Below are 13,061 nucleotides of genomic sequence, written 5' to 3' on the forward strand. Positions count from 1 at the left end.
TTTAGGGTTAAACTTTAGGAAAAATCCACAGGTGCTCGGGCGGCAGGGAGAGCCGGCATAGTGTCTGACCTCGTACTTCGGTGCCATAAGCACGCACCACGAAATCCTCGGCAACGGTGCGGAACAGGTATTCCCAACGGTCGCCGAGGTACATGCTGGTCAGCAACGGCAGCTCAAGCTGATTGCCCTGCGGATCATCTCCCAGGCGCACGCGCTCCACGCGGATCACCGCCGTGGCCTCTTCGCCGGCTTTTACCCCTGCCCCCGCCATGCCCCATAGCGCCCAGTCTTTGCCTTCAATGCGTGCTTTGCCCTCACTCACTTCGGTAATCTTGCCGTGCAGGCGGTTATTGCTGCCCATAAACTCGGCGGTAAACAGGGTCGACGGCGAACCGTACATTTCCTGCGGCGTACCCTGCTGCTCGATTTTTCCGTTGTTGAGCAACAGGATGCGATCGGAGATAGCCATTGCCTCGTTCTGATCGTGAGTCACCATCAGCGCCGAAAGCCCCAGTTTGATGATCAGCTCACGCAGGAACACCCGCGCCTCTTCGCGCAGCTTGGCGTCGAGGTTAGATAACGGTTCATCGAGCAGGATAACCGGCGGGTTGTACACCAGCGCCCGCCCAATCGCCACGCGCTGTTGCTGACCACCGGACAACTGATGCGGATGACGCTGGCCCAAATGCCCCAGACCAAGCTGGTCGAGCACGCCCTGCACCCGCTGGTTGATTTCCGCCGCGGCGACTTTGCGTAATTTCAGCGGGTAGGCGACGTTTTCAAACACCGTTTTATGTGGCCACAGGGCATAGGACTGAAACACCAACCCCAGGTTGCGTTCCTCCGCCGGAATTTCGCTGCGCGCGCTGCCGTTGTACACGGTATTGCTGCCGATGATAATGCGGCCCTGGGTCGGTTTCTCCAGCCCGGCAACCGCCCGCAACAGCGTGGTTTTACCACTGCCCGACGGCCCCAACAGCGAAACCACCTCGCCGCGCTTTAAATCCATCGAGACACCCTTCAACACCGGGTTGTCGCCGTAGGTTAAATGCAGGTTTTCTACCGAAAGTTCAATCATGTAATTTCACTCCAAAGCGCAGGGCAATACCCAGCCCCAACACCACCAGCAGGATGTTAATGAACGAGAGTGCCGCAACGATATCGATGGCGCCCGCCGCCCACAGGGAAACCAGCATCGAACCTATGGTTTCGGTGCCCGGAGACAACAGATACACCCCGGTGGAATACTCACGTTCGAAAATCAGGAACATCAGCAGCCACGAACCAATCAGGCCGTAGCGCGACAGCGGAATGGTGACGTGACGGGTGATCTGCCCCCGGGTCGCGCCGGCACTGCGCGCCGCCTCCTCCAGCTCTGGGCCGACCTGCAGCAGCGTCGAAGAGATCAGCCGCAGGCCATAGGCCATCCACACCACGGTGTACGCCAGCCAGACGCTGAAGATGGTGCTGCGCAAGGAGCGCAGCCAGACGATCAGGTTCTCCCGCAGCCACTCGGCCACCGGCAGCGCCGACAGCCAGCCTTCTTTCAATGACTTGTCCAGCCACATCGGCAGGAACAGAAACACCCACAGGAACGCCAGCCCCGCCAGCAGACCCGGCACCGCACGCGGTACCAGCACGCTGTAATCGAGGAAACGGGTAGCCCCGTCGGGTTTGCGGTGCATGGCAATGCCGATAAACAGATAGCAAACCACCGCCAGCGCGCCGCCGAATACCCCAATCGCCATCGAGTTGACGATCGCCCGCAGCAGATTGGGTTGCTGCCAGATGGTGCGGAAAGTGTTGAGCGACAGTTCGTCCCAAATGGAAACACCCACGCCCCAGTTGGAAATAAAGGCGCGCAGCACCACCCCCACCAGCGGTACGCCGATGGTCACCGTCAGCCAGAACACCACCACCGCACCGGCGACCCAACGCCATTTCCCCAGCGGCAGCGCCCGCGCCTGCGACGCCTTGCCCTTGACGGTAACGAAGCGGTTAGCGGTGCGCATCAGACGGCGTTGCAACATCACCAACGGAATGGTGATGCAGATCAGCACCACCGCCACCGCCGCCATCAGATGGTAAGACGGCGTGCCCAGCTTATTGGTCAGTTGATACAGGTAAGTCGCCAGCACCAGGTTGCCTTCCGGATCGCCCAGCACCAACATCAGGCCAAACACTTCCAGCCCAAGGAAAAACAGCAGTACCCCAGCGTACAAAATGGACGGTCGCACCATCGGCAAGCTAACGGCAGTCATCACCTGCAAAGGCGAGGCACCCGCCGTGCGCGCGGCCTCTTCCACGTCGGAACCGACGCTGCGCAAGGCCGAGGAAATATAAAGATAGGCGTGTGGCACGTGCGTCAGCCCGGCAATCACCACGATGCTGGCCATCGAATAGATATTCCAGGGTACGAACCCCAGCAGCGACTCCGCCCACAGCGAGAAGAAGCCCACCGGCCCGGCGGCCACCACGTAGCCAAAACCCAAGACCATCGGCGAGACAAAGATTGGCACCAGGATCAGCGGTTCAATAAAGCGCCGACCGGGCAAGTCGGTTCTGACCATCAAAAAGGCCAGAATGCCCCCCAGCGGAATGGCGATCACCACCAGGCCGAAAGCCAGAATAAACCCGCTTTTCAGCGCCTTGTAGAAGTCCGGATCGGTAAAGATAAACTGGAACGCCTCCAGGCTGAACACCTTGGAGGGGGAGAAAAAGGGAGCGGAGAGGAAACTTTGAATCACGATAAACGACAGCGGCACGTAGATAACCAGTGCGGTTATCAACACCACCAAGCCGCGCGGCAGGCTTTGCCACTTTCTGCGCCATGCTTCCATAAATATATCCCGATGGTTGTAAACGACGACGACCAAAGGGCGCGCGCCACAATGGCAGACGCGCGTCCGGATCCTGTGTTATTTCGCGGCGGCGGTACGCCACTGTTTGATGTAATCCAGGCGTTTGGCCGGCTGCAGGTACTCCAGCAGGCTTTCATCCACCGGGATCGGTTTGAGCGCTTTGCCGAGCATTTTGGTCATGCCGTCGATGTCGTTTTTGCCTTCAATGTCGTTACGAATAGACGGAATATCGGCCTGGTTGGCGAGAATGCTCTGGCCCTTTTCCGACAGCACGTAGTTAAGCCACAGTTTTGCCGCATTGCCGTTGGCAGCCTCTTTGCTGATAAAGGACACGCGCGACAGCACCAGGGTGTAATCCTTCGGATAAGAGATGCCCAGCGAAGGGTCGGTTTTGGCTCGTGCTTCGGCGTAGGAACCCAGGATGTTGAAACCAATCAGGTTTTCACCGGATGACACCCTTTCCATCATGGTGCCGGTAGAAGATTGCACCGCCAGCCCCCCTTTGGCGACGTCAGCCAGGGTGGCGAAATAGTTCGGGTCGGCCTTGAAGTCCTGCACCGACAGCATGAAGCCCAACCCTGACTTTTCAATATCATAGGTGGTGACTTTCTTTTTGAACTTGTCGGTCTGGCTGGCAATTAGCTTGGCCAGCGCGGCGTGAGAGTCCGGTACATCACCCTGCGGGATCAACCGTTTGTTATAGATGAAGACCACCGGTTCGTAGGTGGTACCGTAGGCTTTATCTTTCCATACCGCCCACTTGGGCAGTTGGCCCTGTTCCGGCGAAGCGTATTCCTGTGCATAGTCGGTCGCCAGTTTCAGCGCGGTATCCATCGACGAGCTCCACACCACGTCGCCGCTGGTGCCTCCCGCCGCCTGTTCGCTGATATAGCGGTTGTACAGCTCGGTGCTGTTCATGTCGTTGTATTCGACCTTAACGCCAGGATACAACGCTTCGAACCCCTGGATCAGCGGCCCGGCGGCCTTGGTATCCGTGGTGGAGTACACCACCACCTTGCCCTCTTTCTTCGCGCCATCCACAATTTTTTGATAGTCGGCTGGATAGCCTGCCGGGAATTCAGCGTAAGCAGGCACCGCGCCCAGTACAGCCATCGCCACTACCGACGCGCCGATTCTTGTCAACATAATTAACTCCTGGTTACATTTAAGAAACTAAAAATTAACATATAGTTAATAAGTGTTCTTAAGCAACGCCGTTGATTTTTTATCTTTTGGTTTTGTGAGGTTGGACGTTTTTCAGTCAAAAAAATCCATGGTCATCCCGGTTTTTAAACCAAGGACGAAATAACCGGTGTTATTGCATCAGTTTGGAACGCCGCAGCAGGCGGATCTTCTGTACGATAGCCACGCCGAGCAATGTCAGGCAAAACCCCGCCAGTTGCACCAACGACAGCGCTTCGCCAAACAGGAAATAAGCCTGCAACGCGGCAGCCGGCGGCACCAGCAGCATCAGCGCGGTAATGCGCGTCAGATCGCCATGCCGCACCATCCAGATAAACAACGCGGTACCGCCCAGCGACAATATCCCGGCCGACCACAGCAGCGAGAACCACAGCGTTGGCGAATTATCCCATTCTCCTGATCCCATCACCGCCGCCAAAACGCCGGTGACCAATGCCGCGCCAAGATGCTGGATAGCCCCCGCGGCCCGGAGATCCGCCGCCGCCAGCGAAGACTTCTGCACCATGATGCCAATCGTCAGCGCAACGATGCTGCCAAAACCCAGCAGGATGGGCAGCAGCGCCATGTTACCGACGTCGATGCCGGTCAGCCGCGGTGACAGCACCAACGCCACGCCGATAAAACCGAGCGCCAACCCCGTCCAGGAACGCAGCCCTATCGGCTTGCGCAGCACCAAAGCAAAAATCAGCGCCGTGAACAGCGGTTGCAGGCCGCCGCTCAATGACATTACGCCGGCCGCCAGGCCGTTCGCCACCGCCCACCAACTGGCGGCGAGATAAACGCCGTTCATCAGCATGCCGGTAAACAGGTGCATGATGAACTGCCGCCCTTTAGGCCAGACGCAGTTGGCGGCCAGCAGGGCAAAAACCGCGGCGGCGATCAGGAAGCGAAAGGTCAGAAAAAGATTGGGATCGGCATGGTCCGCCACCGCGCGGGCGGCTATAAACCCGGTCGACCAGATCAGTATCAGGAAAAACGGCGCAATAATGGATTTGCGCCGATAGAAGCTTTCCTTGCCGGTAATTACCATAAAAATACCTGAATAATGCTGTTGGTGGTTCACTACAAAGCATACTAACTAATTTAACATTAGCTTAATAGATTTTACCTCACGAATATTGACCTCGATAAAACAAAACATGCCCGATACGCTAATAATTAAATCGAAAACCATATAATTAACCTGTCTTATAATTCATTTTTATTTATACCCTTCATACTTAAGGCTGGATATGCGCATCGGCGAAATCATCTCTGTGGAATATAACGAGAATGCATTAAAGCCGGCGTATAAATTGCAGGTCTATTTTGGCGAAGAGATCGGCAGCAAGGTTTTATAACTGTCAGTTTATCCTAATCCAAGAGGCAATAGAGCAATGCAACAGCTATCTCAGCTTGACGCTATAAAGAAGGAATACCAGGAAAAGCGCTCTGTGTTTATTCCCGGTGATACCATGAAGGACATTTTATTGGCTCTTGGCGCTCAGCCCGAAGACTTTACCAAACTGACGCAGGTCAGCAATAACCTGGCGGACGATCCCACGCAGCCCTTTCGCAAATCGAGAAACGGCCGCTTCTGCTTTAACTTTGATAATGACCGCATAGAGAGACTGGAATTCCAGCCTTTTGTGCCGTCGGTCGAGGAAGACTTTATCCGCCATGATTCGGGGCAAATTCGCCACTTCCGCGGCATCAACGACGACCTGCAGTTAAACACGGTATTCCAGGCGATAATGCGCTTTAAGGCCTACATTATCGATGGCGTCAGCGTAGCCCCGCGCGCCAGGCTGAATCAGGACATCAATAAATTTGTCTGTACCGTTTTCAACCGGTTGCCGTTTATTCCCTGCTGCCCGGCAACCGGTTTATTTCCAGCTTTGAACTGATTCATCGCAGCGTAACTCAGGCTTTTCTCGGCAAAATATCATATCCTGCATGCCGAAATTTTTATGGGTGCCCGTTTGCCCATCGCGCCTGCCCTTGAGTTTACCGGCGCCAGGTTGTTTTTATCGCACACAGGCAACGCAATACCGTTATGACAACACGCTTATCTCCCAAAGACATTATCGCCCTGGGCTTTATGACCTTCGCCCTGTTTGTCGGCGCCGGCAATATCATTTTCCCGCCAATGGTGGGCCTGCAGTCCGGTGAACATCTGTGGCTGGCCGCCGCAGGCTTTATCGTCACCGCCGTCGTCCTGCCGGTGATCGCGGTGATTGCGCTGGCGCGTGTCGGCGGCAGCATCAGCCTGTTGACCGCACCAATCGGCCGCAGGGCCGGCCTGCTGCTGGCTACCCTCTGCTATCTGGCGCTCGGCCCGCTGTTCGCCACACCGCGCACCGCCAACGTTTCTTTCGCTTTGGGCATCGCGCCTTTTACCGGCGACGGCGCCCTGCAGCAGTTTATCTACAGCCTGCTGTTCTTCACGCTGGCAATGATTATCTCGCTGTACCCCGGGCGGCTGCTGGATAACGTCGGCCATATTCTGGCACCGCTGAAGATCCTCGCGCTGGCCGCACTGGGCGTCGCCGCGTTGATTTGGCCCGCCGGCGCGCCCATCCTCGCCAGCGGCAGCTATCAGGACGCGGCGTTCTCCACCGGTTTTGTGCAGGGATATCTGACGATGGACACGCTGTCGGCGCTGATGTTCGGCTCAATTATCGTTACCGCCGCACGGTCGCGCGGCGTCAACGATCGGGGGTTATTGATGCGCTACACTCTGTGGGCCAGCCTGATTGCCGGCATCGGCCTGACACTGGTTTATATCTGCATGTTCAAGCTGGGTGCCGGCAGCGGCGGCCTGGTTGCTGATGGGCAAGACGGCGCGGCAATCCTGCATGCCTATGTACAACACACCTTCGGCGATTTGGGCAGCGTCTTTATGGCCATCCTGATGTTCATCGCCTGTCTGGTGACTGCGGTGGGCATGACCTGCGCCTGCGCCGATTTCTTCTCCCGCTATCTGCCGCTGTCTTACCGTTCACTGGTGGTCCTCCTCGCTGCGTTCGCCATGCTGGTGTCCAATCTCGGGCTGGCCAATCTGATCCGCGTATCGATTCCGGTGCTGACGGCCATCTATCCTCCGTGCATCGCCCTGGTATTGCTCAGCTTTAGCCAGAGCCGTTGGCGCAGCGCCAACCGCGTGTTCACACCGGTGATCGCCACCAGTCTGCTGCTTGGCCTCGCCGACGGAATAAAGGCCTCCAGCTTCAGCGGCCTGCTGCCGGCCTGGTTCGATCAACTGCCGTTGGCGGATCAGGGATTGGTTTGGTTGCAGCCGACGCTGTTAGTGCTGTTGCTGGCGGCGGTTTACGATCGGTTGCGCGCACCGCGCCGCGCCGGGACGATGGCCTAAAATAAAAAAAACCGGTCAATGACCGGTTTTTTTATCAGCTTGCGAAGGACCGCTTATTTCAGCAGTGCCTGCGCCTTGGCCACCACGTTGTCCACGGTGAAGCCAAACTCTTTGAACAGCTGCTCTGCCGGGGCTGACTCACCAAAGGTGGTCATACCCACGATGGCGCCGTTCAGGCCCACATACTTGTACCAGTAGTCCGCGATACCCGCTTCTACCGCCACGCGTGCGCTCACTGCCGCCGGCAGCACGGATTCACGGTACGCCGCATCCTGCTTGTCGAACGCGTCGGTAGACGGCATGGAGACCACGCGCACCTTGCGGCCCGCCGCAGTCAGCTGGTCTGCCGCTTCCACGGTGATACCCACTTCCGAACCGGTGGCAATCAGAATGACGTCCGGCGTCCCGGCGCAGTCCTTCAGCACATAACCACCACGGTAAACGTTGGCCAGTTGCTCTGCGGTACGCGGCTGCTGGGTCAGGTTCTGACGTGAGAAAATCAGCGTGGTCGGGCCGTCGTTGCGCTCGATGCCGTACTGCCAGGCGACCGCCGACTCCACCTGGTCACACGGACGCCAGGTGCTCATGTTCGGGGTCACGCGCAGGCTGGCCATCTGCTCAACCGGCTGGTGCGTCGGGCCGTCTTCACCCAGACCGATGGAGTCATGGGTGTAGACGAACACGTTGCGGATTTTCATCAGCGCCGCCATACGCACCGCATTACGGGCGTATTCCACGAACATCAGGAAGGTCGCCGAGTACGGCAGGAAGCCGCCGTGCAGCGCGATGCCGTTGGTGATGGCGGTCATGCCGAACTCGCGCACGCCGTAGTGGATGTAGTTACCCGCCAGGTCTTCGTTGAGTGGCTTGGAGCCGGACCACATGGTCAGGTTGCTTGGTGCCAGGTCAGCGGAGCCGCCGAGGAATTCCGGCAGCACCTTGCCGAAGGTTTCCAGTGCGTTCTGCGAGGCCTTGCGGCTGGCGATATTGGCCGGGTTGGCCTGCAGTTTTTCCACGAAGGCTTTGGCTTCGGCTTTCCAGTTGGCCGGCAGTTCACCGTTCACACGGCGTTTGAACTCGGCAGCCAGTTCCGGGAAGGCTTTCGCGTAGGCGGCGAACTTGTCGTTCCAGGCCGCTTCTTTGGCCTTGCCGGCTTCTTTGGCATCCCACTGGGCATAGATGTCCTGCGGGATTTCGAAGGCGGCGTATTTCCAGCCCAGCGCTTCGCGGGTGGCGGCCACTTCGGCGGCGCCCAGCGCAGCACCGTGCACGTCGTGGGTACCGGCCTTGTTCGGGGAACCGAAACCAATCACGGTTTTGCACATCAGCAGCGACGGCTTGTCGGTGACCTTGCGGGCTTCTTCAATGGCGGCCTTGATGGCGTCCGGGTTGTGGCCATCAACGTGACGCACCACGTGCCAGCCGTAGGCTTCAAAGCGCTCGGCGGTGTTGTCGGTGAACCAGCCTTCGACGTGACCGTCGATGGAGATGCCGTTGTCATCGTAGAACGCGGTCAGTTTGCCGAGCTTGAGGGTACCGGCCAGCGAACAGACTTCGTGGGAGATGCCTTCCATCATGCAGCCGTCGCCCATAAAGGCGTAGGTGTGGTGGTCGACGATGTCATGACCCGGGCGGTTGAACTGCGCACCCAGGGTGCGTTCGGCAATGGCGAAACCGACGGCGTTGGCGATGCCCTGACCCAGTGGGCCGGTGGTGGTTTCCACGCCTGGGGTGTAGCCGTATTCCGGGTGGCCCGGGGTTTTGGAGTGCAGCTGGCGGAAGTTTTCCAGCTCGCTCATCGGCAGGTCGTAGCCGGTGAGGTGCAACAGGCTGTAAATCAGCATGGAGCCATGGCCGTTGGAGAGGACGAAGCGGTCACGGTCAGCCCAGTGCGGGTTGGTCGGGTTGTGGTTCAGGTAGTCACGCCACAGGACTTCGGCGATGTCCGCCATGCCCATAGGTGCACCCGGGTGGCCGGAATTTGCTTTTTGTACGGCGTCCATGCTGAGTGCGCGGATGGCGTTGGCAAGCTCTTTACGAGAGGACATGTTTTACTCCAGGTCGGATTAAAAAATCAGTCAAGTTTTCTATTTTCTCAGACTCAGCATTAAAACGGCAATCCCTAATGCCAAATGAGAGCGAGTTCACAACTTATTAGCACAATTGGTCGTTTTTTCGGAATAACACTATTTTCCTGATTGTCAGCGTACACTAGTCTCAGACGGCAAGATTTCCCTAAATTAAAATGGCACTCCCCCCTTGTTACTATCACAGGAAGATGGCTTTATGAAGATCCGTACCTCTTTGATTGCATTAAGCATTGCCACTTTGGTAAGCGGCTGTCAAAACCTGAATACCGATACCCTGATGCAGTCTGGCGCACAGGCGTTCCAGGCGGCGACGTTGAGCAATAACGACGTAAAAACCCTGAGTGATAAATCCTGCGCGGAGATGGACAGCAAGGCACAAATCGCGCCGGCTGACAGCACCTATGCCAAGCGTCTGAACAAAATCGCCGCGGCGCTGGGTGATAATATCAACGGCACGCCGGCCAACTACAAGGTTTACGTCACCAAGGACGTGAATGCCTGGGCGATGGCCAACGGCTGTATCCGCGTTTACAGCGGCCTGATGGACATGATGACCGATAATGAAGTGGAAGGCGTGCTGGGCCATGAAATGGGCCACGTGGCACTGGGCCATACGCGTAAAGCCATGCAAGTGGCTTACGGCACCGTGGCGTTGCGTACCGCAGCGGCCTCAACCGGCGGCATCATCGGCTCGTTGTCACAGTCACAACTGGCGGACATGGGCGAGAAACTGGTGAATGCCCAGTTCTCGCAGAAGCAGGAAAGCGAAGCGGATGACTACTCGTTCGACCTGCTGAAACAACGCGGTATCGATCCGAACGGTCTGGTCACCAGCTTTGAAAAACTGGCGAAAATGGAAGCCGGCCGTCAAAGCAGCATGTTCGACGACCACCCGGCCTCGGAAGCGCGTGCGCAGCACATTCGCGACCGCATCGCGGCAGGCAAGTAAACTTCATTATCCTACAGAGCAACGGCACCCAAAAGTGGGCTTCCCACTGACTAAGGTGCCGTTTTCAAAAAAAATAAAAAAGCGCAATCCTATTAAATCCATTTAAAAAAAACCTCAAAACCGCTTATAGATTTATATAAATAAAACAACTTACAACAACACATAATAACCATTTATTTTTTGTGATCTTTAACGAAAATTCACCCATGTGGCATTGAACGTTGTCTGGAAACGATATAATACTAAGTTCCCTTATGGAAATAAAACAACACTATGGAATGGAGTTATTTATGAAAACTATTGACTCATCTTTACTCGATCAAATCTCTGGTGGTCGTGGAAATAATGGCGGTGACCGTAGCGATAATGGCGGAAGAAGCCGAAATAATGGCCGAAACGGAGGCGGAGCCCCAAAAACATGCGCAAATGATGTTGGCATTGGCATCATCACTGGCGCGCTAACAGGCGTGGCTGGTGGGCCGTGGACGATGGTTGGTTTTGCCGTTGCGGGGGCTGCGACGGCAAGCCTAAGCTGCCCTGATAAAAGCCCATATAGAAATAACAACAATAATAACAGAGATGCACTAGCGGGTAACCGCTCCCCAAATAGCGTAAATGGTCAATGCCGCTGGTAATATTCTTCTGTATATATCCCCCCACTCAGTGGGGGGCGATTAAGGCGTCAACTTATGAATAAAGCAAGATACTCGTTAATTTCCATTATCTGGATGCCAGGCTGTTACTTTATTGGCATTAAGTCGTCATTGAAAATATTACAACCGGCGACCAGCTATGTGGACTTGGTCACGCTGGTTCTTGCTATTATTGGGCTACGAGTATCCATTTCACTGATAGTCGACGCCCTGGGAATATTTAATAAAAATTAACTTCATTTGAACGACACCTTACTGATCAAGGTGTCGTTCAATCTGTCACAACTCAGTACAGGGTTTTCTGCGGTGGTCCAGCGAAGGTCAACGGCCCAATGCTGTTCATGTCCACCTCCACCACCGACGGCCCCGGATAGTTAATCGCCTCTGCCAAGACGCCGCTGAACTGCGCCGCGCTGTCGACCTTCCAGGCTTTCAGCCCCATAGCTTCGGCCACCAGCGTAAAGGCCGGAGTGTGCAGTTCGTTATAGTACTGACGACCGGCAAAGTATTTATCCTGAATGCCGCGCATCACGCCGTAACCGCCGTCGTTCATAATCAGCAAAGTGATATTGGCCTGCTCCTGCGCCATGGTCGCCAGCTCGCCCAGGCCTAACGCCAACCCGCCGTCGCCCACCAGCCCGACCACCTTGCGCTGCGGGTTAGCGATCGCGGTACCAATCGCCATCGGCAAGCCCATGCCAATCGCCCCGGCCAGCGAGTGAATGTTACACAGCGGCGAAATCGCGCGGAACAAACGGCTGCCCCAAACGCTGCCGGAGACGGTGATATCACGCACCAGCAGCCCATCCTGTGGCAGCGCGGCGGCAATGGCGTCGTTTAATTTGGCATATTCCCCCGACTGTTGGCGCAGCGCGCTTTCCGCCTGCTGCACCGCGCGGGCGATTTCGCTATCCCACTCGGCATTGACCTTCTCTCCCGGGCTAACTCGGGCAGCCAGTGCTTTAAGCAAGGCACCACAGTCGCCGTTGATTTGTTCGTCGGCCAGATAGTTGCGATTGGCCGCCGCCGGATCAATATCAATCTGCACCAATGGGCGCGGCAGCGGCAGCGTCCAGGTACGGGTTTCATTGCTGCGCAGGCGTGAACCGGCCACCAGCGTCAGATCGCACTGCGTCAGGATCGCCTCAATGCTCGGCGAATTATGAAACGCACGCAGGCTGCGCGGGTGGCTATCAGGCAGAATGCCGCGCCCGTGGGTGCTGGAGATCACTGCCACACCGGCATCCGCCAGTTTACGCACCGCCTCAGCGCAGCCCAGCGCACCGCCGCCCAGCCATAACAGTGGGCGTTTGGCCTGTTTCAGCCGCTGATACAGCCGTTCAACCGCGTCGTCACTGGCTGGCGGCAGTGGCGCAGGCATCACCGGCTGGCTCAGCACCGCGCTGGAAACCAGGCTGCTTTGAATATCGATTGGGATCTCTACCGCCACCGGGCCGCAAGGCACCGTCTGCGCGTCGAGAATGGCCCGTTGGATCACTGCCACTGCCTGTTCCGCAGAGTTAACCCGATACGCGCGTTTGGAGCAGGCGCGCAGGAAACCCAATTGATCGCGGGTTTCATGAATGAACCCGGCGTCGGCATCCAGCCAGGCTTTTTCCACCTGACCGGTAATGTGCAGCAACGGCGTATTGGCGTTCATCGCCTCGATCATCGCACCGACCGCATTGCCGGCACCGGCACCGGTACTGGTCAAGGCCACGCCCAGACCGGAGAAACGGCCGTGGGCATCGGCCATGGTCACGGCCCCCGCCTCACCGCGTGCCGGCACAAAGCGAATGTTGCCGCGCTGCCCCACCGCATCGGCAATCGGCAGATTATGAATCGAAATGATGCCGTACATCGCCGACACCTCGTACTGTTCCAGAGTCCGGGCTATCGCCTCGCCAACCGTTATTTTCTCGCTCATCATCAGCCTTCTTATATGTTCGT

Annotated in this window: 10 protein-coding genes; 4 read left to right on the top strand and 6 right to left on the bottom strand. The window is 56.9% G+C overall.

Translation table 11 applies throughout. The features are described 5' to 3' along the window. Nucleotides 1–7 precede the first annotated feature (7 nt). From ACSOSI_RS21385 to ACSOSI_RS21400, 4 genes are all read right to left on the bottom strand, one after another. Complete coding sequence (locus ACSOSI_RS21385) at nt 8–1,078, bottom strand: ABC transporter ATP-binding protein (RefSeq protein WP_115183866.1); 1,071 nt, start codon at nt 1,076–1,078, stop codon at nt 8–10. Continuing rightward, nucleotides 1,071–2,840, bottom strand: a complete 1,770-nt coding sequence (locus ACSOSI_RS21390) for an ABC transporter permease (protein WP_017893897.1) — start codon at nt 2,838–2,840, stop codon at nt 1,071–1,073. Before ACSOSI_RS21390 ends, ACSOSI_RS21385 begins: the two co-directional genes overlap by 8 nt. A 78-nt stretch (nt 2,841–2,918) precedes the next feature. Further along, nucleotides 2,919–3,974: an ABC transporter substrate-binding protein gene (locus ACSOSI_RS21395; RefSeq protein WP_375190131.1), complete on the bottom strand. Its 1,056-nt coding sequence runs from the start codon at nt 3,972–3,974 to the stop codon at nt 2,919–2,921. A 202-nt stretch (nt 3,975–4,176) separates the two neighbouring features. Continuing rightward, nucleotides 4,177–5,094, bottom strand: coding sequence for a DMT family transporter (locus ACSOSI_RS21400; protein ID WP_476706101.1), 918 nt, complete (start codon nt 5,092–5,094; stop codon nt 4,177–4,179). A 346-nt stretch (nt 5,095–5,440) separates the two neighbouring features. On the opposite strand from ACSOSI_RS21400, the gene ACSOSI_RS21405 reads away from it, so the two are divergent. Both ACSOSI_RS21405 and brnQ read left to right on the top strand, forming a co-directional pair. Next, the gene (locus ACSOSI_RS21405) at nt 5,441–5,950 is read left to right on the top strand and encodes a 2OG-Fe dioxygenase family protein (protein WP_476706102.1); all 510 of its coding nucleotides are present in this window, start codon (nt 5,441–5,443) and stop codon (nt 5,948–5,950) included. Between the two features lie 149 nt (nt 5,951–6,099). Further along, nucleotides 6,100–7,419: a branched-chain amino acid transport system II carrier protein gene (gene brnQ / locus ACSOSI_RS21410; protein ID WP_012146655.1), complete on the top strand. Its 1,320-nt coding sequence runs from the start codon at nt 6,100–6,102 to the stop codon at nt 7,417–7,419. Nucleotides 7,420–7,472: 53 nt separating this feature from the next. Here brnQ and tkt read toward each other — a convergent pair whose 3' ends face one another. Beyond that, nucleotides 7,473–9,467, bottom strand: a complete 1,995-nt coding sequence (gene tkt / locus ACSOSI_RS21415; protein WP_012146656.1) for a transketolase — start codon at nt 9,465–9,467, stop codon at nt 7,473–7,475. Between the two features lie 238 nt (nt 9,468–9,705). On the opposite strand from tkt, the gene loiP reads away from it, so the two are divergent. Both loiP and ACSOSI_RS21425 read left to right on the top strand, forming a co-directional pair. Further along, the gene (loiP, locus tag ACSOSI_RS21420; protein WP_012146657.1) at nt 9,706–10,458 is read left to right on the top strand and encodes a metalloprotease LoiP; all 753 of its coding nucleotides are present in this window, start codon (nt 9,706–9,708) and stop codon (nt 10,456–10,458) included. A 290-nt stretch (nt 10,459–10,748) separates the two neighbouring features. Continuing rightward, on the top strand, nt 10,749–11,093 hold the full coding sequence (locus ACSOSI_RS21425; protein WP_218217956.1) for a hypothetical protein: 345 nt from the start codon (nt 10,749–10,751) through the stop codon (nt 11,091–11,093). 304 nt (nt 11,094–11,397) lie between these two features. On the opposite strand, the gene ACSOSI_RS21430 is transcribed toward ACSOSI_RS21425, so the two are convergent. Then, entirely contained in the window at nt 11,398–13,038 is a 1,641-nt protein-coding gene (locus tag ACSOSI_RS21430) for a thiamine pyrophosphate-binding protein (protein WP_375189112.1), read from the bottom strand. Nucleotides 13,039–13,061: the final 23 nt, after the last annotated feature.

The sequence above is a fragment of the Serratia sp. AR11 genome (genome assembly GCF_056376275.1).

Bases quoted from the DNA above. Each gene is read 5' to 3' on its own strand.
- ACSOSI_RS21395 (WP_375190131.1), bottom strand. From the start codon at position 3,974: ATGGCTGTACTGGGCGCGGTGCCTGCTTACGCTGAATTCCCGGCAGGC.
- ACSOSI_RS21405 (WP_476706102.1), top strand. From the start codon at position 5,441: ATGCAACAGCTATCTCAGCTTGACGCTATAAAGAAGGAATACCAGGAA.
- ACSOSI_RS21390 (WP_017893897.1), bottom strand. From the start codon at position 2,840: ATGGAAGCATGGCGCAGAAAGTGGCAAAGCCTGCCGCGCGGCTTGGTG.
- ACSOSI_RS21430 (WP_375189112.1), bottom strand. From the start codon at position 13,038: ATGAGCGAGAAAATAACGGTTGGCGAGGCGATAGCCCGGACTCTGGAA.
- brnQ (WP_012146655.1), top strand. From the start codon at position 6,100: ATGACAACACGCTTATCTCCCAAAGACATTATCGCCCTGGGCTTTATG.
- ACSOSI_RS21425 (WP_218217956.1), top strand. From the start codon at position 10,749: ATGAAAACTATTGACTCATCTTTACTCGATCAAATCTCTGGTGGTCGT.
- tkt (WP_012146656.1), bottom strand. From the start codon at position 9,467: ATGTCCTCTCGTAAAGAGCTTGCCAACGCCATCCGCGCACTCAGCATG.
- loiP (WP_012146657.1), top strand. From the start codon at position 9,706: ATGAAGATCCGTACCTCTTTGATTGCATTAAGCATTGCCACTTTGGTA.
- ACSOSI_RS21385 (WP_115183866.1), bottom strand. From the start codon at position 1,078: ATGATTGAACTTTCGGTAGAAAACCTGCATTTAACCTACGGCGACAAC.
- ACSOSI_RS21400 (WP_476706101.1), bottom strand. From the start codon at position 5,094: ATGGTAATTACCGGCAAGGAAAGCTTCTATCGGCGCAAATCCATTATT.